This is a genomic window from Oligoflexia bacterium, from assembly GCA_034439615.1.
Lineage (GTDB): Bacteria > Bdellovibrionota > Bdellovibrionia > JABDDW01 > JABDDW01 > JAWXAT01.
In genome coordinates this window covers 1-23,909 of record JAWXAT010000056.1, presented here as the reverse complement: position 1 = coordinate 23,909, position 23,909 = coordinate 1, and the positions used below count along the sequence as shown (strand labels likewise).

The following is a 23,909-nucleotide window of genomic DNA, read 5'->3' as shown; positions in this document are numbered from 1 at the left end:
CTGGTTTAAAAATTTGCCCCAATGATTCCTAAAATATTCAGAGCATCTCCTGTGGGTGTAATATTTGATTGATTGCCATTGATGACAATGGGCGCTCCTTTATCAGGAAAACTTATATAGTGATAAGTGAACTGAGCTCCAAAGAACATCTTGTTATGTAAGACGGGGATTTCAATACCCGCACCACCTTGAACACCCCAACACGCATCACGAACGTAGCCACTCACACCTTCAAACGTGTAAGTGCGTGAGTAGTTTGCAACACCCACTAGTAAATACGGATTTAATGCCGCAAGGCCTCGAGTCACATTTTGTGTGTTGAGATAATACTTAAAATCAAATTGCATTCGAGAAAGCCCTACTTTTCCTTTGTATTCTCGTTGAGTACGGCCATCGAGAATACTTAAGGGGTGATCCGCTGTGATATAACCTGCTTGAAGGGCAAAACGCAGATCAAAGAAATAGCTGACAAAAACACCGTATGTGAATGTGGGTTTATAAAGTTCACCTAAAACATCTGTGAATGATTGATGCCCTGCTAAAATTCCTAATGTGAAAAAGCGGCCATTATGAAAAAAGTTAACATCGGCTTCTTCTTCGCTTCCTTCTTCAAATTCGGCATAGTCACTGAAAGGATCAAAATTTGTATCACCACCTTCACCCTGTGAAGAGGGTTGATCTTGAACGAAATCTCCTTGAGCAAAAGCCTGTGGGGCTTGCAGAAGAATGGCTATGATGAATGAATGAACTAAAGCGCGCAAATGATTAAACCCCCTTTATTAATCCTTTAATAAAGCAAACCAAAAGCCAAGAGGAAAGGACCAAAGACCACTTTAAGACACGACCTACGACTAGCCCTTTGGCAGATGTCGCTTAATTAGACGGTAGTTTTTAGAAGTAAAAGTACATCCCAGCTTTGAGAGGGTGTTCTCCGATTGTTCGAAAACGAACTCCCGTTGAAAGAGATGTCACCCCAATGCCAGCTTGAAAATTGATCCCCAAACTATCAATGCCTGGAATAAAAAATTCAGCTCCAAAAAAACCACTCATTTCAAAACCAGAATTTGTTGTGCCTGAACCGCCTGCAGTGGGGCTGATACTAACAAGGCCTGCGCCTGCGCCCATGTAGAAGTTCATATTGTCTTCTGGAAAAATTGTTTTATAAAGTTTAACGCCTGCCCCAAAATTTGAATTGCCTGTGGCTGAGTTTGTTGAGTTGGTGTCGATTCCCAAGGCAGCAGAAAGGGCAAGATCTTGTGATGGATAATATTTAACAGCAATACTTGGTAGTGTACTTACGCTAAAGGAATCAGAGTAACCAATGCCTAATCTGCTTGTCATGTCTTTGGCTTGTGAGGTGGTGCTAAAACTAATTGCCATAATGATGATTAGGATTTTGATGAATTTATTTTCTCTGCAATTCATGATGTGTGTCCTCTGTCAAAGTTTGATAACAATAGTATCGTACCTAAACCCGTAATTTCTCAAGTGAGTTTTTACTTGCTCAACGCGCAGCATCAGGGTTAGAAACAGTTCTCTCACAAATGTGGGGCTGTAGCTCAGCTGGGAGAGCGCTTGCATGGCATGCAAGAGGTCGTCGGTTCAATCCCGATCAGCTCCACCATTTCCGGTACCCGGTACCTTTTTCGTTAGCTTAGCGTCATACCCAAGGATGAGACGTTTTCGAATCGAATTCCTTGTTTATTTTGCAGCGCTTATCCCTCGATACCAAATAATAGCTGAAGTACAGGCCTGCCATGGCAATCTCAAATTGTCAGCATTCTTAGTACAGTACTGATTAATCTGTTGAGCTAAACAAGAGTTGTCATTTTCGTTACATGTTTTTTTTGTAGCTAAAAGAAATCTTGTGGTGAGTTGTGCGTATTTAAGTCGTAGGGCTTTTGCTAGGGCCACAGGGTAGTTGTCCGTGTTTTCAGAAATATGAAATCTTTCTTCACGCGTAGTGAATGAGTTTTCATTAATTTTATTGGTAGCAGCTAAATCCCAAATTAAACGACAATCAGGCGTGCCAGTCTGACAATAGCTTTCAGCTACTTTTTGAAGACACTTCAAAGTCGTGGATCCAAAAAAAGAGCGACATTTTTGTTTCTCGTTGAAATCAAGAACCGCCAAGAGATCTTGAGTATTTTTTAAAGTTGCTTTGCTAAAAGCCTCAAGGGATTGGTTAAGAAAAGACTCTCTAGCGGTTTGTGTGTAGTTTTGAGCGCCTTGTACAGTACATGCAAAAAAGGCAATTATTATAGCCAGTCTCATAATCGCGTCCTTTGAGTACTGTATTCTTCGCGAAATTGATCAATGAAATAGTTTAGATGATGATAGTACGGATACACCTCAAGTAAATCCGCACGATCATGAAGCCAATCGTTGCCAATGAAAATATCTGTGTATTTAAGTAGCTCAAGGCTCATAAGTGGATATTTGGTTTTATCAAAAAAAAGTGGATCGACCTCCACTTTATCGGCAACGATAGGGTTATTGTAATGAAAATCTTCAGCTAACATTTGAGCTAGTAACCTGTACATCACAACTTGTGTTTTATGAGGATCTATTTCGGGAATAAATCTAGTCTCTTTAGCTATAAATTTGTGTTTATAAAGTCGAAAAGGAAAATCTTGAGCTTTGTCTGTTGCTGATTTACTGCCTGCTTCGGATTTTATAAAACATTGAAAGCTCATCACTGATTCTTCTTTGGGGTAGGCAGTTGGTCTTCTGTCTGTAGAGGAAATACCAGACTTCGGAGGAGGAGGTAGAGGTCTTTCACCGCTCACGATTGATTTGATACTTACTTTCAACCTGAGGGAATCAAGTCTCTCGGCGGCGCGATTAAAAACAGTTATAATCTGTTGATCGATACCTTGAGATTTTAAAAAAACCTCTGGCTGTTGAGCAAGACGAGCGCAGCTGTCAATGGGAGAATCCCAGTGTATGGCATATTCTTTACAAAAACCAACTGCTGTTTCAAAGTGCGGATCAAATAGCATTTGCCCATAAATATGCTCGAGAATGCGACTGTTGATATCTTTGTCGCGAAGATTTGTTTTCACTGCATAAGAAAGTTCGCGGTAAGCGCTTAAGCAATTATCATTATCACTACCTTCTGGTGCGGGGAGATTGGTGAATATATGATGTGAGGCTTTTGGAGATCCTTCAACAACATGACCAATATTCCCTAAGAGAAATCGGGTATGGGCTACTTGCTCTAAAAAAATGTCGAAAGTTTTGTTCCAAAAGCTAAAGCGCAACCAGTTGCTGCCGGTGCCGCTCATAAATTCGTTGAAGCGACGAGCTGAAAAGTGTAACCAAGGTTCGTCAGGTTGTTGTAATTCGCAGATAGTGAGCGCTTCTTGATTAATGTTGTCGCCACAAGAACCCATGTCTTTAGTAAGTCCTAAATCAAAGGCGCGCTTGATGAGTCCGCAACCGGGCGCCACTTTGTCATTTTTTTTTGCAACTAATTTACTTTCTGTTTGGCAGTAGGGTCCACCGTGAGTAAGTTTTTGTGGTGCCGCAAGCAGAAGTGTCGTCGTGTGATTGTTGAAACAGATGAGGCTTATATTAAAACAAAGAAAAAAAGAAAGAGTACTACGAATATAAGAGTTGTTAGGCTTGTCTAAATCAAAAAGCACGATGAGGCCAAATCCCATGAAAGTTGTGAGAAAACCGATAAACAGTGTTGTCTGTGTTGATAAATCTAATAAGTATTTAATATCAAGTCGCCCCTGATGAAACGAGGCAAGGGTAAGTACAGTTATAAAAAACAAAAGTGATGAGGTCTTCATAGTCATCTTCACTGAATTTGTACTCGGCTGTCGATTTTATCTTCGATGGTGATGCGGCGATTTTTAGCCTTGATGGCTCGTAATTCCACAGGCGAAAATCGAGTCGGAGCGGACTTCGACGAGTTGATTTCTTGAAGAGGTGAGTTGTCAGCATGAGAACAAAGAATTACATGATCTGAGGCCTCGTTGTTATAGAGTCTCATTTGATGATAGGTTTCTAACGCCCTGTCGAATCCTAGTTGAAAATTCTTGTCTTTATCACCATCACCATCAGTGTGACCGTGGATAACAAGATAGCGCTTAGTAAATTCACCAGTGTTGAAATTAAGCACAGGGTTATCATCTGTTTTGCCAAAGAGGTTTTTGAAAATGGATATTCCCTCTGTAGAAAGAGAAGATCTCTTAGGCGCAAAAATAACATCTCCTGCTAAGTTAACCATATGGCTAGTGGTATCACCTATTCTGCTCGAGGCTTTCTGTGGCTTTACTTGATTCAAGGCCCAAAGAATGATGAAAATCACCATCATATTAGTCATAAGATCAATATAGACTACCTGCCAAGTCTCACTGCTTTTTCTGATGCGTGAGGCTTTTGAGTATACTTTCATTTTCCGATCTCGATTTCGACTTTGTTTTCTAAAAGTACTTCAATAGCACGGAAAAATGTTTCGTAATCATAATCAAGAGTTCTGATGCGTCTTTCAAAACGTGAACCCATAATTTTGTAAACTGCTGAGAAAAATGCGCCGTAAAGAGTGGTCTTTAGGGCCATAGCCAATTGAGGTGATAAAGCCTCAATGGTGATTACACTTCCTAGATTATCGAACATCGATATAAGACCGATAATTGTACCGATGAGACCAAAAATCGGCATCGATACTGCTGCAAAATCGAGGTTAGCGCTGGTAAAATCATAGAGCTCATGACATTCGATGTAGTAAGAGTGAGCCACATACTCCACATAATCAACACCTTTGCCTTCACTGAGAAGTTTTTGAATATCGTTAACGAGTGGATTATTTGGAAGAGTAATTTTTTGACCCTGATTCAATGGGCCCACTTTTATTTCACCTTTTGAGTCTCTCGTAAATTGAAGGGTATCGGTTAATGCATTTACAGTCTCTTCAAGATAATTGGCATTTGGAATAAGATGCTTGTTCGAGAAAAAGATTGTAAATGAAGATAAAATAACTTTTGTAATATCTCGGCCTGTCACGTAGAAAAGTAGGGCAAAAGAAACAAACAACAAAGAAGCAAAATAATTCTCAGTGATAAAGAGAAGGGTACTTAATCCAAAAAAGATGGTACATCCGAGAAGACCAGTTAAACCCGCACCGGATCCACCTGGATGAAATTTAATACTTGCTTGTGCCATGAGTTCTCCTCTGATTTCGTTGTATTTCTATTGCGCTTTTCAAATGACTTATACGTTTTAAGTAAATCGGGTGGTACCCGATAGATTTTTTAATACTGGTAACCAATCCACTCACAAGTAAAATGCCAACAGCTAGGCCCAAGGTGACAAGGGCAATTCTACCTCTTTGTTTAAAGAGAGGATAAATCTTATCTATAATTAAACTTATGCTTTTAATGACGATTGCTGCGGCCGAAACACCAATTAAGAAAAATATAAGTGGCCAGGGCTGATTTTGATTTTTGTTGGGTTTATTTGGAATCTGACTAAAGGACTTGGTAAACTGTGAGAGTTTGTGGTGAAACTCCTCAAGACTTAAATTTTGTCCGAGGGGTATTTCAGTTTCTTGGATGAGAGCATGATTCTGAGAGGCATAGCTTTTAAGTAGTAGTTTGTTACTGATGAGTTCGCCAAAGATAACAAGACTCACACTTTGTGATTCAGCTGTATTCAAAATACATTCAGTCTGGCCATTACAACTTGCCTGCGCGGTATTTTCGAGAATATGAATCGACTTAATATCTGAAAGATAAGTTAAAGTTGTTTCTTTGATGGCTTGTAACTTCCAAGTTGGAGCACTCTGAGGGGCGCTGATAATAAACCATGTTTGGGTTTGGGTTTCAGATTCGCCCAGGGCATTGGGTGATTGCAAAAAAGTTAAAATGGCGAGAACAAACAGGCACTTTTCCATGTTGCATTCATTCTAGATTGTGTTCAAAAGAAAAAGAAACTGAAATAGGTTTGGGTAAGTTAATATTAACACGCAGCGCACGAACATAATTAAATTATGCGCGAGGACCAAATACAATAATTGCTGTCACCACATAAACACCACCGTAGGCCGCATATCAGTCGCGGATATTTGAACAATTTGAGAGGGTTATTTTCGTAACATTTCGCAACAAGATCTTCGTGAGTAAAAAGACTCTCTAACGCGCCTCAGCTACTAAATAGTCTTGCTATGAAATATCACACTCGCGAAGATGAATCATGGCTATGAAATCTCTTATCAACACTGAAAAGCTCACATCGAGATAGATCGGTGAAAATCACATTAGCAACAATTCACTGTAATCCTGATTTTACTCCACTAGCACTTCTCTATTTAAAAGCATATCTGGTAGAAAAAAAAGGCCATTTAGAATCAGACGTCTCGATTTTAGAATGCCATCCAGCCACATCCGTTGATGAATTTGTCAGTGATATTTTAAAAACAAAACCCAAGGTAGTGGGTTTATCTTGTTATATCTGGAACATAAAAACTTTAATGAATGCAAGTTGTCTTCTTAAAAAAGCAGATCCTGAATTAAAAATAATATTAGGTGGTCCAGAAGTTGGATCCATCTCACTTGATGTTCTAAAAAAGCACCCCTACATCGATGCCATAGTAAAAAGTGAGGGGGAAGTTCCGTTGAGCGAAATCATTGAGGTCTTTAAATGCTCTGATGATTTAAGTTTAGTGAAAGGTATTTCATATCGTGATGGTGATGAATTACATGAAAATATGAATGCCATCATTATGTCAGATTTAAACTCTCTCCCTTCTCCACACAATGACAAATACGGAACTTTCGATAAGCGGTTTATTTGTTTAGAAACACAGCGTGGGTGTGTGTTTAAATGTAGTTTTTGTTTTTACAATAAAGATTATTCAATTCGAAATAGAAGATTTGATCTGACACGAGTAAAAGCTGAAATTTTATATTGGCTCAAAAAAGATGTGTCACAAATATATCTGATGGATCCAATTTTTAATTTGCATGGCGAGCGAGCCAAAGAAATATTACGTTTTATTATTGAGCATAACACTAACAAAGTTCAATTTCACACAGAGATCTGGGCAGAATTTGTTGACGAAGAAATGGCAAGTCTTTTCTCAGAGGCAAATTTTACTTTTATAGAAGTGGGGCTTCAAACCACTGACGAAAATGCACTAACAACTGTAGAGAGAAAACTGAGAACAGAACCATTTATTCGCGGCATACAAAATCTTACAAAATTTAATCTCAGGATTGAAGTTCAACTCATTTTTGGTTTGCCGGGCGAAACACTTGAATCGTTTAGAAACTCAATTGATTTTGCAGCATCATTAAACCCCTATAAGATAGTAGTATTCCCACTTATGATTTTGCCCGGCACAGAACTATGGCGAAAAGCTGGCGCATTAAAATTAGTTTATGATAAAGAACCTTTTTATTTTTTACGTTCTAGCCCCTCATTATCTCAAGAAGATTTTAAACATGGCCATCAACTCATCTCTGCAATGAATGTAGTTGGCATTTCAAAAGCAATTCGCTTCTTAACACGAGAAGCTAAAATAAGCTTATCAGAAATGGCTGAAGAATGGGTTAGATGGCAAAACTTGGATGCAAAAAAGGCAACTGATTTAAATGCGGCTGATGAAAATAAAATGGCAAAACAATTTGTAGAGTACTTCTGTGAAAAAATAATATCGCTTTTGATTTTTACAGGGCATTTATAAAAGAAGAAACCAAATCAACGAGTAAAGAAAACATGCGTCCGCTAATAGTGCAAAATGAACAAATGTGCTAATGACATCACGAATTTTTTTATTTTTTCTAAGGACGGTGATGATGTCAATTTAAAATGTTTTTTAGAATAAACTTATTTAATGAATCTAACAGTCTGTATTAAATTGTCTTTGATTTCATAGATGGCAATGGCTTTGATTGGCGGGCGGCCCACGAGTCCAGTTACACTCTCATGATCAATAACAACAGACCCAAGTGCCATCCGATTTACAAGCTCACAATGAAGTTCAGGATTTTCTGCAAAAAGCTTTTCGTAGATTTTTCTTATTTCACTAATTCCAGTCACACGCGCTTGAGCGTTCGGAAAATCGAATATTTCGACATTAGGGCTGTAGTACTTTAAAAAAGTTTCTAAGTTGCGCTTGTTATAAGCATCCAACTGACCTTGTGCCAATTCGATTCACTTAACTTGCCCTATCAAATTTGTAAGAGTTTTTTCTAGAGCTGATAGTACGTTTTCTTTTGTCCAGTTTTTTGATTTGGTGGCGGCGTTAGTGCCTAGAGTTTGAGGAAGACTTTCATTTTTAAGAATAAGTTCTACGCATTGAGCAAATGCATTTTCATCAGAGTCTGTTACTAACATTCCATCAACATTATGGCGAATAAAGTCTGCTGCTCCTCCGCTTTTATGGCAAATTACAACAAGACCTCCACTCATGGCTTCGACGATATTGCGGCCATAGGGCTCGCCCATGGCTGTTGAGATGAAAATATCTGTGCTCTGAAGAAGCTTTGGTACCTCTGCGTTTTGAACTTGCCCCATAAATTCAATCCATTGATCAATTTTAAGTTTTTTCGCTAGCTCTCGAAGTTCTGGCATCATGACGCCATTGCCTATCAGCTTGGCACGAGCCGGTATTGCTTTTTCACGTATAGCTTTAATTATTTTGATAAATACATCAGGTCGTTTATTGGGAACGAGATTTCCCACAAAAGATAGACAGATCTCCTGATTTGGAGAAAGAGAATATTTTTTCACCTGACTTGGGATGTTGATAATCAACGGAAGCTCATCGACATTTTCTTTTGAATAAGTTTTTTTAATTTCGAGCGCGTGCGGTTTTGTGGCTGCGAAAACGAAATCTGCTTCATCTATAACGTTTTTCCAACCCCAAAGTGCCAGGGGCTTTGCTAATTCAAAAAGTGAAAAGCCAAAACGTGATTTTAGTTTCTGATTGTCAAGCCATGGGTAATAAAAGGGGCCGAGAACTAGAGGTAATTGCCCGTGCTTTGGGACAACCGGGCAGTGATTTCCCAAAGGATTCATACGCCAAACAAGATCAAATCGATGGGTCTTTGAAAGTTGATCAAAAAGTTGATTGGCTTCATAACCACGTTGCCAAAATTGAGTAAAACCAAAAGAAGTTTTAATTTTGGAATTATAAATTTTAAGTGACTGAGATTTTTCTTTAACTGCGGAGTGGGGGGCATAAGCATGAATTTCGTGGCCTCGCTCAGCTAAGCCGTTGAGAATTGAAAAGCAGATGAGCCCTTCACCATGAGATTGCCAGTCAGTTAAATTATCTGAAGCTGAATGAACAAATATTTTCATTGAGAATTTCTCATGAGGTTATTTTTTTTGACAAAGAATTCCCATTTCATCGGCCCAATGAAATTTTTCATAGACCTTCCATATTTTTTGAATAAAGCGGTGGCGAAGCTTTGTCACGGGTACAGATGCGTAGGCATTATTCAAATTGGTGCGAGTTTTTGTCACTTGCCAACCTTCACGTTCTAAAAAATCACGGATTGTCTTGGGAGTAAAATGCCATATATGCTGATTGGGTTGGTAACCAATCCAAAGCCAATTCGAGCCTGGGCCTGCAGGAAGTTTATTAAGTAGGCGCAGTGTAGTCGGGATACCTCCGTTGAGGTTTGGTAGACCAAAAAATAAATAACCCCCAAGGTTTAAACGTTCATGGGCGTCAATTAGAAATTGTTTTGGATCAAGAATATGTTCAAGCACATGATTGACCACGATAACGTCAAACTTTTCTTTTACTTCATTTAAAAATTTTCTTTCCAAGTTTATCTTAAAATGTTCACGCCCTAATTCTATGGCATGGCGATTTATATCTATCCCTTTAGCTTTAAAGCCTAGTTCACTGGCCGCTTTAACAATCCACCCGGTTCCGCAACCCACTTCTAACAAAGTTGAATTGGGTGAAATTCCTTTGAGGTCTTTCAAAACAAGACGGGCTTTGCCGATCCAAAAATCTTTTTCATTCATCGCTTGAGCGTAATAAAGCGGGTCGTCGTAAAGGTTTTCCGCATCTTGCTTTTGTGAAATAGGGCTTGGATCAGTTCTTACAAGACCACATGAATGACAACTGACAAGTTGATAGCCTTTAAATAATTCGCTGATTTCGCCGGCATTATAGTAAGGAGTTGAATTGAGTTCGCCACAAAGGCATGTGAGATGGTTTTTAGATAAAGAACTTTGAATCTTGGTTGGGTTATTTTCCATTGTTTTATTATAGAGAGAGAAGTTTGACTGCGACAATTTAAAGTTATAATTCTCGATTTAAGTCTGCTTTTATAATCGTTTAACTTGATTCTAATTTTGATAGATAAATACTTGATATAATTATGTTTATTATGGCGGGGGTTATGTCTTCATCCATTCAAATAGCCGATAGTGATCACCATTCATTCCAATTTTTGCATAAATTAATTGGGCGTTTTTGTTTGAGTGATCTACGTAAAGTCTAATGCCACGAGCGGATTCGTCTGATTTTGCTAAATTCTGGATATACGAATACATTTTTGAAAATAAACCCTTGCCGCGAAATTCTGGTTTAAAATAGACGCTTTGGATCCACCATACGTTGCCATTTCTCCAGTCGCTCCATTCTTTTGTAACCATCAACACACCTACTAAATTATCGCCTTGCGAGCACACAAAGTATTGCCCTAATTCTGGTGAATTAAAAACTGCCAAAACACCTTGCATGAGTATTGCTTCATCAAGCTTTAGTTTTTCAGTTTCCCATGCCATGGCAAGTTGAAATGTTTTAATCATCGCAGAATCACTGAGATTCGCTTTTCGGTAAGTAATTTCAGGCCCTGACATTTATGAGTCTCTTTTATTATTAAAAGTTTAAACCGTAACCTAGGGATGCTGATCCAACGGATGTTTGTGTGAATAGTTTTGTGACATTATTTTTAAAATCAAAAGAGCGGTAGGCAAGCCCCATTTCAATAAATTGAAATGGTGTGAAATAAATTTTTAAGTGACTCGAGAGATTAAAATTTCTATTCAGTGTGGCTGCAGAAGTTGCGGGCATCAGATAATAGTCAAATTGCGCATTGATCCATTTTGGATGCTTAAATGGCAATAATTTATCAATAAATTTCGGTAGCAGCATACCATAATATGCGCCAAGACCTAGCATTGAAGCTGAAGTAGCGGTGAAGTTGACACTTTGATAACTGAAGTGGGTTCCGTAAATAAGATCATGATTCCAAACACCTGGTTTCCAGTTGTATTTCAAATCAAAATTGAGCGTGTTAAATTTTACAGCTTTTTCAAAACTATCTGTTGCCGTATTTAGGCCTGAAAAATATCTTGCAGATGCGCCCCATCTTTGAACGCTTAACCATGAGTTTTTCCAACCGAAAATTTGCTCAAGCCACGCATTGGTTGCTAGTTCTCCTGCTAGTAATACTTGAGATGAACTTGTTTTAAGGCCTGTAAATCGTAAAATCGCCTCATAGGGTAAACCTCTGTAAATATCAAAATAGCTGCCAAATTCTTCTTTGTTTTTAGTTAGAATTTTAATTTTTGCGCGATTAACACTAGCTTTTTTGGGAGATGAATAATTCCAATCAAATGTTTTATCAGCGGTTATTGAGGCTTGGTGTTCTAGAGATGTGATGTCGCTGATTTCTTTATTAAGAAATGCCCCTTGAAGTAAAACTTGACTACTATAAGTGCTCTTACGTGATTTTGTTTGTAAAAAAATACGGTGCTCTTCTTTTGGTAATACACGTGTGGGCTTTAGAGATTGACGCCAAGAAAATTCGCCAAGGCCTCGAAAGCGAAGATGTCGTTTGTTTGCATCAATGACGGCGCGCCAGTCGTGATCGTTATTATCAGCTAGTGGTTCAATGGGGCGTGTGCCTCTACCTCGAATAGAAATGGTTTTTTGATCAGGAGATTGAATCACATCAAAATATTCTGGAGATTGACTGGGTGGGGCAGTATCGAATTCATACTCCTCACCATTTGATGAGTAGGCTTTAAAATTAATCTTATTAGTTTCTTCTTTGGCAACAATAGGGCCGTGAATGCTTGCGGGTTGATCATTGATTAATATTTTTTGAGGTTGTTTTTTAAAACCTGATGGAGTCTTTATCGCATAAATGTCTTTGTTGTTAACTAAGATATAATTCTTAGAACAAAAAGATCTTTTATATTCATCTACAAAATTCTTCATGCAAAATTTAAATGGAAAATTTTGTGGCCATGATTTTAACTCGTCTGATTTTATTTTCGACGAAAAAGAAACTTGATCTGATGTTAATGGAACTTTTTGGGTATAAAAAGCTTTAGCCTCATGTATGAGTTCAATATCACCGTGTGTAATTAAAGTTGTTGGCCATGTGAACTGAGCAATATAAGATTCTTTATCATTGGTATCTTGTTTTAGTTCAAACGAAATAGAATTATCTGCTATTGAAATATCCGCTATCTCAATAGCGTCAGAACCCTTAAGGACATAGTGAAATTCATAGCCCGATAATTCACCTCCATTTTGTGCAAAATCAAAAAAAAGAGGGATCGTATAATTGCTTAAGTGAGAATTATCTGGTGGAGTCACAGGGTCAGTTGCCGCAGTAATTGAATAACAAATGCACAAAAGCATACTTAAGTGTCTAAGCTTCATAACACCTCTTTGAAGGGTTACTTTGAATTGTGAAAAGTGAATTTTGCACACTATTAGTGAATATCAAGAGTGCTAAAAATACTAGAGTTTTTGCTAATTTGAATTAATTGAAAGTCCAAGTTCTTTGAGAAGGCGACCTCGAGACTTAAAATGTGAGTATAGAGATCTAATATAAGAAGTTTGGGCATCTATTAACTCAAACTCGGCCTGCACCAGATCTTGATGGGCTTGGTAATACTCAAAAAGTGAAATCTTACCTAGCTGATAACGTTGTATTTGACCTTCGTGTTTATAGTTCTCAGCTTTGACAACGGCTCTGAGTACTTCTAAGCGTGACCAATTTGTATGAAGTTGGCGCATGTGTTTACGTACTTCAAGAGTGATATTACGACGAATCTGAAGTCGTTTTAGTTCTTCTTGTGAAAGTTGAAGTGACTTTGATTGATACTCCCCTCGAGATGTATACATTAAAAGGGGCTGCTCGATTTTAACACCCGCTGTATAAGACGGGCGTAGCCCTTGTTTGACTTGTGACTGAGAGTCATCAAAATTTGAAGCTAAACCTTTATAGATCACTTTGCCGTCTGCCGTGACTGAAGGTAATCTTTCAATCGATGCTGCACCTGCTGCTGCATCAGCTTTGTTAACAGCAATTTCTGCTGATCTCAATTCTGAACGAGCTTTTAAGGCTTCAGTGATGGCTACTTCCATTTCGGTGTTGGGTGGCGGTACTTCAAGGGCCTTGAGGTTTTGTGCTAATTGAATTTGTGTGTCAGTAGTGCCATAAATATTTAAAACCAGTTCTTCAGTTTTATTTTGCAGTGAAGTCTTCGCGGCACGTAAATCTTCAGAATCTTTTTGCCATTTACTCTCAGCAACAAGTTTGTCGACATGTGAAGCTTTACCAAGCTGAAGTTTAGCTTTTGTAAATTCAAGTGTTTGTTCAGAAAAATCTTTTGCTTTTACTTTAATGTAAAGAGCTTCAGAATCTCTTAAAGTATCAAGGTAAAGACCCATAGTTTTTACCAATGAATCAATGATCTGTTCATATCGTTGGTGCTGGGCAATTTCCCAATCGTATTCTGCGCTCGCATGATTGCGAGAAAAATATCCGAAGTAAAAGGGTTTGATAAGGGGTTGTGATAATGTGATGCCAAATGAGGTTGTATGATCTTGTGGTATGCGAGTGTTTGTAGAATTGGAATTAGAAGTTGCGTAATCATAGGGGAGAGTAAACTCTCCGCCCCAAATTGTTTTTTTAGATAATACGCCTGTGTAAGTTGTGGTGTTTTTAATTACCGAACTAGTGACACCATCAAGGCTTGAAGATGAGGGTGTGTCACTGTGGTCTTGTGTGTAGCTAAGTTTAAGGTTGAGATCAAATTCACCCAAAGCTTTTGTGACGAGTGCTGTTTTTTCTTCAGCAGTAAGATTACTGATTTTAATATTAAGGTTGTGCTTTAAACTTTCAATAAGAGCTTGGCGTAATGATAGGGAGGATCCAAAAGAATTAGAAGTCGCGAATGACACACTTATGCATATTATGAAAAAATACATTTCCCTCATCTTTATATTATGAAAGACAAAGCCCTTCTGCTGCATGACCTTGCTGGTCGAGTCTAAAGAAATTGGCCTAAAGACAAGATACTGATGAGAGGTAAAGCCAGACTTCTGGCCTTGAGTGTGACCGTTTTTAGGTCGATAAGTTGATGTGTACCGAATCTACGCTGGGAGAAACTTGTGCCTAAAGCACCGGCCTTAAGATCAGATCTTAAGGTGTCACGTCAAGTGATGAGTGAGCGTGTAAGCTTTGTTATTAAAGACACGCTTAAAACTCAGTACTTCCGTTTTGATGAGGAAGAATGGAAGGTAATATCTTTATTCGATGGCACGCGCACTTTAGAAGAAATGGTTGTTGCTTACAATTCTACGGAATCAAAATTACAGATCGATCATAGCACACTAAAAGACTATCAACAAAAACTCGAAGAGATGAAACTTCTTGAATCATCCAAGCGTGATCAAAATATCATGCTCATTGAAAAAATGAAAGAGATGCGCAAAAGCCGTTTGTTAAGTCAAAAGGGAACATTGCTTTACAGAAGATTTCCTGTGATAGACCCTGATAAATTTTTTAACAAAATTATTCCGCATATTGGATTTTTTTGGACCAAAAAGTTTTTTGTCTTAGCAATTGGGTCAATGATACTTGCAGCCTCATTAATATTTTATGATTGGAATGGTTTTGAGCAAGGGGTTAGGCAGGTATTTTCATTTAGTGAAATGTCGGCATTTAATTGGCTCTTACTATGGATTACAATTTTTGCCATCATCGGTGTTCATGAGCTTGGTCATGGTCTTACTTGTAAGTATTATGGTGGGGAAGTTCATGAGATTGGTGTTTTATTGCTGTTTTTCCAGCCCTGCCTTTATTGCAATGTTAACGATGCGTGGCTCTTTGATCAAAAATGGAAACAAATCATGGTAACAGTGGCGGGGAGTTTTATTGAGCTCGCTGTGGGGACAATATTTGTTTATATTTGGTTTATTTCTCCTCCACAGACATTGCTCAACACCCTTAGTCTTCAAGTTGTAAGTGTTTGTACTGCAGCCACAGTACTTTTTAACTTCAACCCGTTGGTGAAGCTAGATGGTTATTATTTGTTGGCTGATTTTTTAGAAATTCCAAATCTTCGTGATTCGTCATTTTCATATGTTAAATACTTTGTAAGTCGCTATATATTTTTTCAAAAGCCAGAAGAGATTCCAGGAACAAGAAGAGAGAAAATAATTTTTTTCACTTATGGTGTTCTTTCTTTAATGTGGGTCACAAGTTTGACGTTGGGTTTATTTTTCTTAGCTAAAACATTTTTGACTGAGAATTATTTTGGTTTTGGAGTGGTTGTTTCAATGTGGGTTGCGTACAAACTATTTGGGAGTCATATGAAAAAAGCTGGTGTTTTTTTAATTCAATTTTTGCTCTCGCACAAAGTTTTTTTTCAAAGTCCTAAAGGTAGAAAAATAGCAGCATTCGGTTTGTTGTTTTTTTTAAGTCTATTTTTGATTCCTGTTTCTTATACAGTCAATGGTCACTGTTTACTAGAGCCAACGTTTACTCAAGTAATTCGTGCAGGCTCAGACGGATTTTTACGAAAATTATTAGTTGATGACGGGTATGTTGTAAAACCAGGGCAGGTAGTTGCAGAATTAGAAAATACTTCGCTTCATTATGATCGCGTTATTCAAAGTTTAGCAGTTGATAAAATGTCAATTCGAGTAAAACAAGCGATGCGTGATGATCTTACTCATAAATCAGGCTTAGAAAGTGAAATGGTGGCCAAGCAGGCAGAATTCAAAGAACTTGATCGCCAAGTGAATGCACTTAAACTGACATTTGAAGGAGTAAAAGAAGAGGGCGTTATTTCATGTAATGACATCATTCGAAAACTCAATACGTTTATAAAAGCGGGTGATGAGCTCTGTCGAGTTAATGGAGTAGCGCAACTAAAAGCTGTGATTGAAATTCCAGAAGATCAAGTTCGATTTGTTGCTGAAAATGATACTGTTGAATTTAAGGTTTTGAGTTCGCCCTTCAAGACTTACGTAGGGCAAGTGGCTCGTATTCGTACACTTAGTCGGCCTGACACAATAAATCCTAAAGCTAAGCAGTATAGTGCCGAAATCTTATTTAGGAATCCCGGTGATTTGCGACCGGGTATGACAGGTGTAGCTGAGGTTGGTACAAAGTCTGTATCAGTCGCTCGCTATGTTGTGCGAAAATTTATGCTGTTTTTTAGATTAGATCTTTTTTACTGAGGTAAGTAGATAAATATGTCTTTGCAATGGATTTTCTACATTCTGACATTCTTCACAGGCATAGCAGTGGCGTACACTGAGCCCGAAGCTAAAGTCTTGGAACCTCATGTCCCTGAGTCTGTATCAGTTCCACAAATTAAAATGAAATCAAAAGCGACGGCCCTTATCTTTGGTAAAAAAGAAATTTTTGTGAAAGCAAAAGCTTCTGGTGAGATTAAAAGCGTTGGTGTTGATGAGGGGGGTGAAGTAAAAGTAGGTCAAGAGTTGGCTGTTATTGATGATAAACAACCGCGCGCTGAGCGTGAGCTTGCATCAATGGAATTTAAAACAGCTAGTGATGACCTTGTTAAAACTAGACGCCTTAAAAAATACGTATCTCGTGAGGAGATAAGACTAAAAGAAGATACATATCACAGCAAAAAAACAGCTTTAGAAATTCGTGACATAAATTTAATCAATACACATATCGCCGCTCCCATTGATGGTGTGATCACACGTCGCTATATTGAGGCCGGTGAAACAACTCAAGCCGGTGATCGCGCATTTCAAATTGTACAAATTGGCGAGCTCGTTATGGTGGCCTATATCTCATCAGTTGATGCGATTAAAATTAAAACGGGAAGTGAACTAACGTTTACTGTTGATGAGTTAAAAGATGTGAAATTCAAAGCAGTTGTAACTTTCGTAAGTCCCGTCATTGATTCGCCTAGTGAAACGGTTCGTGTAAAGCTTGATGCCAGCAATGTCAAAAAGTCAGAAGATGGCACCTATCTTCTAAAGCCCGGAATGATTGCAAATCTTGAATTTTAAGATTGAATCGATAACGGCTAAATAAATCAATTTCATATTTTTCAAATAAATTTAATTGCCAAATGAGCTTAGAAGAACTTCATTGATAAAAAGCGAAATGGTTTATTGAAGATCACAAATCCTAATGATTGCTTGTCGGCATAAATTTGACCACGGCCTGTCATGCCTGGGCGTAGCTGAGTTTTTTCAACATTCTTTACTTGTGCTCGTGCTATGAAGTACTTGTTTTTATCAGCCTCATTTAATTGAACTCCTTCTCCACCAACGGAGGCGAGTTTTAAGCCTTTATAAAAGCTAACACCAGGTAAGCCGTAAACTTTGAATTTAACTTCTTGGTCTGGCTGTATATTAACCACTTCTTCTTCTGGTACTTCAAATTCTATATAAATTGCATCAGAGCGTGCAATTCTGATGAGCTCATCACCATAAGATACTGGCTTGCCTAAGAGTTCGCCCAGCTTCTCAGTAACTACAACGCCTGGGTGTTGGGCGCGAACTTCGGCATTTTTAATTTGCAGGGTCAAGCGTTCAATTTCATAATCCATAGATATTTTTTCATTTTCTTTAATTTTAAATTCGGCGATGTTTTCTTCGACTAAAAGTTTAATCATCTCAGACTTAACTTTTGAGCGGGTACTTTCTTTACTTGCCTTTTGAATAATCAAGTCAGAAACATTAAGTTGCATTAAAAGATCACCTGCTTTAACGCGCGCACCTTCGTTAACTGAAATTGAACCAATAATGCCATTGGCTTCTGAGTAATATGTTGTAGAGACTGGAACCACTTCAAGATTTGCTGATACATGATATGGGACTTTTAAAAATACTAAAGATAAAAGTACCACAGCTACAGCTGCTACAAAATGCCATTGCTTTCTAATTGGCCATTGTCGAAACATTAAGAATTTTTTAAGCAAGCCAGATTTGAGAGATTCAAAAACCTTAGCATTTGGAATCGTTGTGTAGAGCTCTGCATTACGTAAGGCAACGGTACATTGACTTACAAGTAGAGAAAGTAATTCTTTTTTATTTGCAGAGATCATATTGATTTTTTTGGATTGCATAGTCAAAACACCAACAATGCCCTGGTCATCTTTAAGTGCGTAAGCCCAAAAAGATTGGAGATTTTGGCTGTTGAAGTATCCATTCATTTCTGGTGATTGAAATTCAGCAGTGTCTGTGTACTCTTTTAGGCTATTAATAGTAACTTCACCTTTGCCTTGAGCTACCAAATTATGAATACGATTTAAACTTTGTGTTTCTGGTAAATCTTGATCAACGGACTCTAAACCCTTAATGGCTTTAACGATAAATTTTTGTTCGATGGGGTGAAAAAGTGAAATGGCTGCTTGATCATATGGTATCACGTCGGCTGATAGATTTACAATCGACATTAAAACAGCATTGATATCTAAAGTGGCGGTGATTTCTTTACTAATTGTAATAAGCGCAGAAAGTTCTTTGGCCTTTTTTTCTGAAGCATAGAGACTTGCATTTTTTATAAACATTGCAGCATTGGCTGCAAAGACTTCTGCGAACTCAAGATCATCTTGTGAAAAAAGTTGTCCTTTTGTGCGTTTATTAATAAGTTGAATAGCGCCAATGCATTCACCCTTTGCAGTAAGAGGAACGCATACCATAGACTCTGTAACGAATTTTGTTTTTTCATCTAGAGAAGCTAAAAACCGAGGGTCTTTTGAACAATCTTCTACCAACGAAGATTGTTTATTTTCTACAACCCATCCTACTATTCCATCGCCTTTTTTAACTGCGAGTTTAATAACTTTATCTTTTGTTGGCCCTTCAGCTGTTAGGCACACAACATTCTCAGCTGCTTCATCGAGGAGCCACACCGAGGCTGCAACTGTTTCTAATAATTCAACAGCTTTTTGAAGTACCAGATTTACAAGTTTTTCATACTCCATTGTGGAACCAAATAACTCTTGAAGTCCGTGTAAAACATCAAGCTTTCTAATGAGGTCATCTTGTCTTTTCATGACTATAGAGCTCATGATGTGCATCGCTGCTGGTACGCAAATATCAAAAAGAAAGTTTTGATCTTGTTCGTTAAATTCTGCTTCACCTTTAGTTTTATTAACAATTTCAATAACACCTACGAGTTCACCTCGACATATTAAGGGGCTCGCTAGAATTGATTGCGTGGTATGGTGTGTTTGATTATCCGTCTTACTGCTGAAACGTCGATCTTGGCCGGTGTCATTACTGATTGTGGGTTTATGGTGTTCTGCCACCCAACCTACAATTCCTTTTCCTGATTGTATTGAAACATTAAGAACTCCTTCACTGCCAGGGCCGGTGGCTGCTTTACAAGTAACATTATTTTTTTCTTTATTATAAACCCATAGTGAGCCGCCTTGAGCATCCATATTTTCAACGACAAGGACTAAAAGTTTTTGCATCAGTTTTTCTATATCAATATTGTTTTCTTGATAGAGAAGATTGAGGCGGTGAAGAGTTTGTATTTTTTTATTTGCGATTCCCTCTTCAAGGGGCTCTGATTGATGTGTTGGCTCTATTGAATTTTGCTGAGGTGATTCATCTTGTGTTTGAAGCTGAGTTACCGCATCAGTGCCTTTTGCATCAGTTGCATTTTCTTCAGTAGAACCCGCGACCTTCAAATTTCTTTTCTTCAGCGATAACGCCATTTTAAAAAAATACTCCTCTATAGATAGTTCATCGACATTTAATTGAAATTCGTTGATGGTAATTAGCGCTATTATTGTTAAGTAGACTAGTCCTTCGTATTGAAAAAAAATCTAAATTATTTTTTAAAAATTAAAATGCATGATTACTGCGCGGTATATATTAAGAAATTCAGTATGATGTCGAAACAGTTCTAGTGATCACTTTTAAAATATAAACATATTGAAAGGCCCAACAATGTCAAAATCCAGCAGCTCGAAAAAAGATCGTCGTCAAAAAGAAGAACCAAAAGCTTCACCCGCAAAAAAGAAAAAGACAGTGCGCAAACTACAAGTCGTAAAACTTGAAGACCGAATTGCACCCAGTATGGTCAGCGGTCTTGTTGACCCAGGTGCTGCGCAAGACATGGGTGATGATGATGATCGTTCGCAAAAGCATGGTAAAGTTGTTGAGACTTCATTAGATGGTCAAAAAATAGATAAGCTTGATCACAGTGGTGCTAATCAACACGGGCAAGACAACGATTCACGGGATAAAAATGATAACAGTCAGCGCGGGCAACATGGCCAAGGTGGCGCACATCAACATGGTGGCGATCGCGATAATCAAGGTGAACACAAAGGGCAATTCAAAGATCACTCCAAAGATTTTTTTGATAAAAAAGTTGATACAGGTTCAACATCCGATGATACAGAATCAGATAAATCTGCAGCAAAAACACTTTCACAAGTTGATACAGCTGTAGCTACGTCACCTGAAAACAATTCACAAGAACCCTCTGTTGCAACCGCAGCACAGGGACTTAATCAATCTGCAGATTCAATCAGTGATACAAGTGGTCAAGATTATGTTGATCAAGAAGTGCAGTCTTGGAAAGAGTCTGAGTGGGCAACACCATTAGATAATGGAAGTGTTCAACTTCAACCACCTGAGGGAATGACTATAGACGAAGGTATTGCAAATTTCCCGGTAGATGCAGCAAATGATTTTTTGCCACTTCCTGAAGCTGTACAAATTCAAGAAGATGGTTCATTAAAAGTTGATCTTCCTGAAGGAACACAAATCTTAGCTGAATCAAATACGGTTATTCTTCCACCCGATACAGTAAAGATTGAACAGATTCCCGTAGAATTTAATGCATTTGTTAATCCTGATGGATCCACAAGTGTTGTGTATCCGTTTGATGGCGTAACTGTTGATGCCCAGTCAAATACTTTGGTTATCAATAATGAGTTAGCAAATGAAATTGCGCCTTCATATGTTGAAATTCAAGACGATGGTTCAGTTGATGTAACTCTGCCACCTGAAACTGTTGTTTTAGACTCAGGTGAGTTAGTGATTCCAGCAGAATCTCTTGGCTACCTTGATACACCAGTACCTGAATCATTATCTGAACTAGATTTCGCAACAGCAAATGCTGATGGTTCAGTAAGTTTAGAAGTTCCGTCAGCAGTTGTTGTTGATGAGGGCATTGCCGTTGTTCCTCACGCAGGAGTAGACGGACTGCTCGCACTCCCAGAAAATGTCACAATTAACAATGATGGCTCAATGGATGTAAAAGTTCCTGAAGGAACAACATATGATTCTGAGACAAATGCATTGACGATTCCACCTGAAGAAATAAAACTTGGTGAAATTCCTCAAGGTGTTGTTGCAATTACAGCACCCGACGGAAGTGTTACTGTAACATTGCCGGATGGTATGTCGTATGATGCTGCAGCTAGTACAGTGACTCTTGATAATTACTGGGCAAATGAAGTTGTACCAGATGCGGTTGTGATTCAACCCAATGGTTCAGTTGCCGTGGAATTACCTCCTGAGACACAAGTTTCTGCAGATGGTAAAGAATTAACAATCGCTGCTGAGTATAATACTTTTTTAGACATCTCTGCTCCTGATTATGTACATGATTCAAGCTTTGCAATTGCAAATGGAGACGGTTCATACACCGTTACGCCTCCTCAAGGTGTTGAAGTTGTAAATGGCCAGTTGCAATTTTCAGCTTCAGCAGTTCCAGAACAATTACCGCTACCTGAAAATATAACTTTAAGTGATGAGGGAACAATGCTTGTTGCTGTTCCTGAGGGATCAGTTTTCAACCAAGAAGAAAATTCTATTACATTGCCTGCTGAAAGTGTGCACATGGCAGAAGTTCCAGAAGCAGTTGCTCCAGTACTTAATGAAGATGGAACAATCACAGCCTACTTGCAAAATGGAATGACATTTAATGAAGACACTGGCGTTATCGAAGTTGATAACTACTGGACAAACGAACTTATTCCCACACAAGTTGAAGTACAAACTGATGGTTCAGTTATGGTTGCGTTGCCAAGTGATACTGAAATTAAATCAGATGGAAGTTTTATTATCTCAGCTGAATCTTCAACATTTTTAGAAGAGCCTCAACCAGATTATGCAGTCAACGGACCAGAGTGGGTTACTGTTGAAGCTAATGGTGCTGTAACTGTTGAACCACTTCAAGGTGTTCAGGTTAATGCTGAAACTGGAATTGTAACGATGTCTGTTGAGGTTTTGTCAGCAGAATTTTCTGATCAAATTCTAGGCGAAGTAGAATTTAAAGATGATGGCACTATGGAGATAGTTGTTCCTCAGGGTACAACTTTTGACGCAAATGAAAATGCACTTACTTTTTCAGCAGCGTCTATAAATATTAGTGAATTACCTTCTCAAGTAGAGGTTTATTTAAACCCCGATGGCACAGCTACTGCGTATTTACCGGATGGAATGACCTTTGATGCAAACACTGGAACCATTCAAGTAGATAACTATTGGGTCAATGAATTTGTTCCTCCTAGTGTTTATGTGACTACTGACGGACAAGTTCTTGTAGATATGCCTGCGACTACGCAATTTTATAGCGATGGTAGTTTTACGATACCAACAGCAGATGCTGATTTTATAAATTCACCAGAACCAGACTACGTTCTCAATGGACCAGAATGGATCACAAGCGATGCTGCTGGTTCAATAACAGTTGAGCCGCCGGCAGAAGTAGTCGTTGACCCAGAAGCGGGTACTGCAACAATACCACTAGCAACTGTTAATGCAGAGTTTGCAGAACTTATTCCTGAAAATTTAACTTTAAATATTGATGGAAGTGCGTCTATCGCGACTCCTGAGGGAACAGTTTTTGATGCGGCAACAAATACAATTCAAATGCCTCCTGGATCTGTGCACCTCTATGAAATTCCCTCTGGAATTCAAGCTGGAATAACTGAGAATGGTACGGTCATAGTAGTTTTGCAACCCGGTATGTCTTTTGATGCAACGACTGGTAATGTTCGTCTTGAAAATAATGTTGTTAATCAAATTTTACCACCAATGCTTCAAGTACAACCATCAGGGCATCTAACTGTAACATTGCCTGCAGGTACTCAGTATCACAGCAATGGAAGTTTTACGGTTCCTGCACCTTCAGCTAATTTTGTAAGTTCAAATAACTATTCTCAAACTGAACAAAGTCAAACAAGTTCACGATACAATCTTCGTGATAACGGACATCATACGCGATCAGATTTTAGTTCGCGTCCCGATCGTCATCTTTATTCATCAACTGGAAGATTTAGTATTCCAGGAGCCAGTGCAGGAACTGTAAGTACGCCAAGTTTTGCAAGTGCAACGCCTGCAGCGGATACCAGTACGCCGACACCATCGTCGACGCCGACAGCTTCGAGTTCTGCTGATTCTGCAAGTTCTACAACTGTTAATCCAAATATTGAATCAACGGCAACAGCATCTGCGGTTAATGAATCTGCAACTTTTCAGAATGTTGATTTCGCCAGCACAGATGCAGAGGGTTCAGTTACCATTACACCTCCAACAGATATGAGTGTGAATACTGAATCAGGTGTAGTAACAATGCCTGTTGAAGTAATGAACGAAGCATTTGCACAGCAAATTCCAGAAGAAATAACACTCAATGATAACGGAACAATGACAGTGT

Annotated in this window: 18 protein-coding genes and 1 tRNA gene; 5 read left to right on the top strand and 14 right to left on the bottom strand. The window is 38.5% G+C overall.

The features are described from left to right. Positions 1–5: 5 nt before the first annotated feature. Positions 6–761 (bottom strand): outer membrane beta-barrel protein, encoded by a 756-nt coding sequence (locus tag SGI74_13445; GenBank protein MDZ4678496.1) that lies wholly within the window; start codon positions 759–761, stop codon positions 6–8. Positions 762–891: 130 nt separating this feature from the next. Next, on the bottom strand, positions 892–1,425 hold the full coding sequence (locus SGI74_13440; protein ID MDZ4678495.1) for a hypothetical protein: 534 nt from the start codon (positions 1,423–1,425) through the stop codon (positions 892–894). Positions 1,426–1,548: 123 nt separating this feature from the next. Here SGI74_13440 and SGI74_13435 point away from each other — a divergent pair. After that, positions 1,549–1,624 (top strand) — tRNA-Ala (locus SGI74_13435). Between the two features lie 77 nt (positions 1,625–1,701). On the opposite strand, the gene SGI74_13430 is transcribed toward SGI74_13435, so the two are convergent. The 5 genes from SGI74_13430 to SGI74_13410 are packed head-to-tail and all read right to left on the bottom strand — an operon-like array spanning position 1,702 to position 5,905. Further along, the gene (locus SGI74_13430; protein ID MDZ4678494.1) at positions 1,702–2,274 is read right to left on the bottom strand and encodes a hypothetical protein; all 573 of its coding nucleotides are present in this window, start codon (positions 2,272–2,274) and stop codon (positions 1,702–1,704) included. Further along, positions 2,271–3,800 carry a hypothetical protein gene (locus tag SGI74_13425; protein MDZ4678493.1) on the bottom strand — a complete coding sequence of 510 codons (1,530 nt, stop codon included), beginning with the start codon at positions 3,798–3,800 and terminating at the stop codon, positions 2,271–2,273. The genes SGI74_13430 and SGI74_13425 overlap by 4 nt, the downstream gene beginning before the upstream one ends. Before the next feature lie 8 nt (positions 3,801–3,808). Then, positions 3,809–4,408 (bottom strand): flagellar motor protein MotB, encoded by a 600-nt coding sequence (locus tag SGI74_13420; GenBank protein ID MDZ4678492.1) that lies wholly within the window; start codon positions 4,406–4,408, stop codon positions 3,809–3,811. Beyond that, complete coding sequence (locus SGI74_13415; GenBank protein ID MDZ4678491.1) at positions 4,405–5,175, bottom strand: MotA/TolQ/ExbB proton channel family protein; 771 nt, start codon at positions 5,173–5,175, stop codon at positions 4,405–4,407. The genes SGI74_13420 and SGI74_13415 overlap by 4 nt, the downstream gene beginning before the upstream one ends. Then, the gene (locus tag SGI74_13410; GenBank protein MDZ4678490.1) at positions 5,156–5,905 is read right to left on the bottom strand and encodes a hypothetical protein; all 750 of its coding nucleotides are present in this window, start codon (positions 5,903–5,905) and stop codon (positions 5,156–5,158) included. The genes SGI74_13415 and SGI74_13410 overlap by 20 nt, the downstream gene beginning before the upstream one ends. 351 nt (positions 5,906–6,256) lie before the next feature. Between SGI74_13410 and SGI74_13405 the strand changes: the two genes are divergently transcribed. Next, the gene (locus SGI74_13405) at positions 6,257–7,696 is read left to right on the top strand and encodes a radical SAM protein (protein MDZ4678489.1); all 1,440 of its coding nucleotides are present in this window, start codon (positions 6,257–6,259) and stop codon (positions 7,694–7,696) included. Positions 7,697–7,839: 143 nt separating this feature from the next. Here SGI74_13405 and SGI74_13400 read toward each other — a convergent pair whose 3' ends face one another. The 6 genes from SGI74_13400 to SGI74_13375 form a co-directional block, all read right to left on the bottom strand. Beyond that, the gene (locus tag SGI74_13400; GenBank protein MDZ4678488.1) at positions 7,840–8,160 is read right to left on the bottom strand and encodes a nuclear transport factor 2 family protein; all 321 of its coding nucleotides are present in this window, start codon (positions 8,158–8,160) and stop codon (positions 7,840–7,842) included. 6 nt (positions 8,161–8,166) lie between these two features. Continuing rightward, on the bottom strand, positions 8,167–9,318 hold the full coding sequence (locus SGI74_13395; GenBank protein MDZ4678487.1) for a glycosyltransferase: 1,152 nt from the start codon (positions 9,316–9,318) through the stop codon (positions 8,167–8,169). A gap of 18 nt (positions 9,319–9,336) precedes the next feature. Beyond that, the gene (locus SGI74_13390) at positions 9,337–10,233 is read right to left on the bottom strand and encodes a class I SAM-dependent methyltransferase (GenBank protein ID MDZ4678486.1); all 897 of its coding nucleotides are present in this window, start codon (positions 10,231–10,233) and stop codon (positions 9,337–9,339) included. 141 nt (positions 10,234–10,374) lie between these two features. Continuing rightward, a complete protein-coding gene (locus tag SGI74_13385; GenBank protein ID MDZ4678485.1) occupies positions 10,375–10,839 on the bottom strand; it encodes a GNAT family N-acetyltransferase in 465 nt (154 codons plus the stop codon). 19 nt (positions 10,840–10,858) lie between these two features. Then, complete coding sequence (locus SGI74_13380; GenBank protein MDZ4678484.1) at positions 10,859–12,655, bottom strand: hypothetical protein; 1,797 nt, start codon at positions 12,653–12,655, stop codon at positions 10,859–10,861. Between the two features lie 93 nt (positions 12,656–12,748). Beyond that, on the bottom strand, positions 12,749–14,185 hold the full coding sequence (locus SGI74_13375) for a TolC family protein (GenBank protein ID MDZ4678483.1): 1,437 nt from the start codon (positions 14,183–14,185) through the stop codon (positions 12,749–12,751). Between the two features lie 210 nt (positions 14,186–14,395). Here SGI74_13375 and SGI74_13370 point away from each other — a divergent pair, with 210 nt between their 5' ends. After that, positions 14,396–16,471 (top strand): HlyD family efflux transporter periplasmic adaptor subunit, encoded by a 2,076-nt coding sequence (locus SGI74_13370; protein MDZ4678482.1) that lies wholly within the window; start codon positions 14,396–14,398, stop codon positions 16,469–16,471. A gap of 15 nt (positions 16,472–16,486) precedes the next feature. After that, positions 16,487–17,281 (top strand): efflux RND transporter periplasmic adaptor subunit, encoded by a 795-nt coding sequence (locus tag SGI74_13365; GenBank protein ID MDZ4678481.1) that lies wholly within the window; start codon positions 16,487–16,489, stop codon positions 17,279–17,281. A gap of 68 nt (positions 17,282–17,349) precedes the next feature. Here the strand turns inward: SGI74_13365 and SGI74_13360 are convergent, their stop codons facing one another. Beyond that, positions 17,350–19,947 carry a GAF domain-containing protein gene (locus SGI74_13360; GenBank protein MDZ4678480.1) on the bottom strand — a complete coding sequence of 866 codons (2,598 nt, stop codon included), beginning with the start codon at positions 19,945–19,947 and terminating at the stop codon, positions 17,350–17,352. Positions 19,948–20,182: 235 nt separating this feature from the next. Here SGI74_13360 and SGI74_13355 point away from each other — a divergent pair. Next, on the top strand, positions 20,183–23,909 hold a 3,727-nt coding region (locus tag SGI74_13355), incomplete at its 3' end, for a hypothetical protein (GenBank protein MDZ4678479.1).

Coding starts and splice junctions, on each gene's coding strand:
- SGI74_13420 (MDZ4678492.1), bottom strand. CDS start 4,408: ATGAAAGTATACTCAAAAGCCTCACGCATCAGAAAAAGCAGTGAGACT.
- SGI74_13395 (MDZ4678487.1), bottom strand. CDS start 9,318: ATGAAAATATTTGTTCATTCAGCTTCAGATAATTTAACTGACTGGCAA.
- SGI74_13425 (MDZ4678493.1), bottom strand. CDS start 3,800: ATGAAGACCTCATCACTTTTGTTTTTTATAACTGTACTTACCCTTGCC.
- SGI74_13410 (MDZ4678490.1), bottom strand. CDS start 5,905: ATGGAAAAGTGCCTGTTTGTTCTCGCCATTTTAACTTTTTTGCAATCA.
- SGI74_13365 (MDZ4678481.1), top strand. CDS start 16,487: ATGTCTTTGCAATGGATTTTCTACATTCTGACATTCTTCACAGGCATA.
- SGI74_13415 (MDZ4678491.1), bottom strand. CDS start 5,175: ATGGCACAAGCAAGTATTAAATTTCATCCAGGTGGATCCGGTGCGGGT.
- SGI74_13360 (MDZ4678480.1), bottom strand. CDS start 19,947: ATGGCGTTATCGCTGAAGAAAAGAAATTTGAAGGTCGCGGGTTCTACT.
- SGI74_13385 (MDZ4678485.1), bottom strand. CDS start 10,839: ATGTCAGGGCCTGAAATTACTTACCGAAAAGCGAATCTCAGTGATTCT.
- SGI74_13380 (MDZ4678484.1), bottom strand. CDS start 12,655: ATGAAGCTTAGACACTTAAGTATGCTTTTGTGCATTTGTTATTCAATT.
- SGI74_13390 (MDZ4678486.1), bottom strand. CDS start 10,233: ATGGAAAATAACCCAACCAAGATTCAAAGTTCTTTATCTAAAAACCAT.
- SGI74_13430 (MDZ4678494.1), bottom strand. CDS start 2,274: ATGAGACTGGCTATAATAATTGCCTTTTTTGCATGTACTGTACAAGGC.
- SGI74_13440 (MDZ4678495.1), bottom strand. CDS start 1,425: ATGAATTGCAGAGAAAATAAATTCATCAAAATCCTAATCATCATTATG.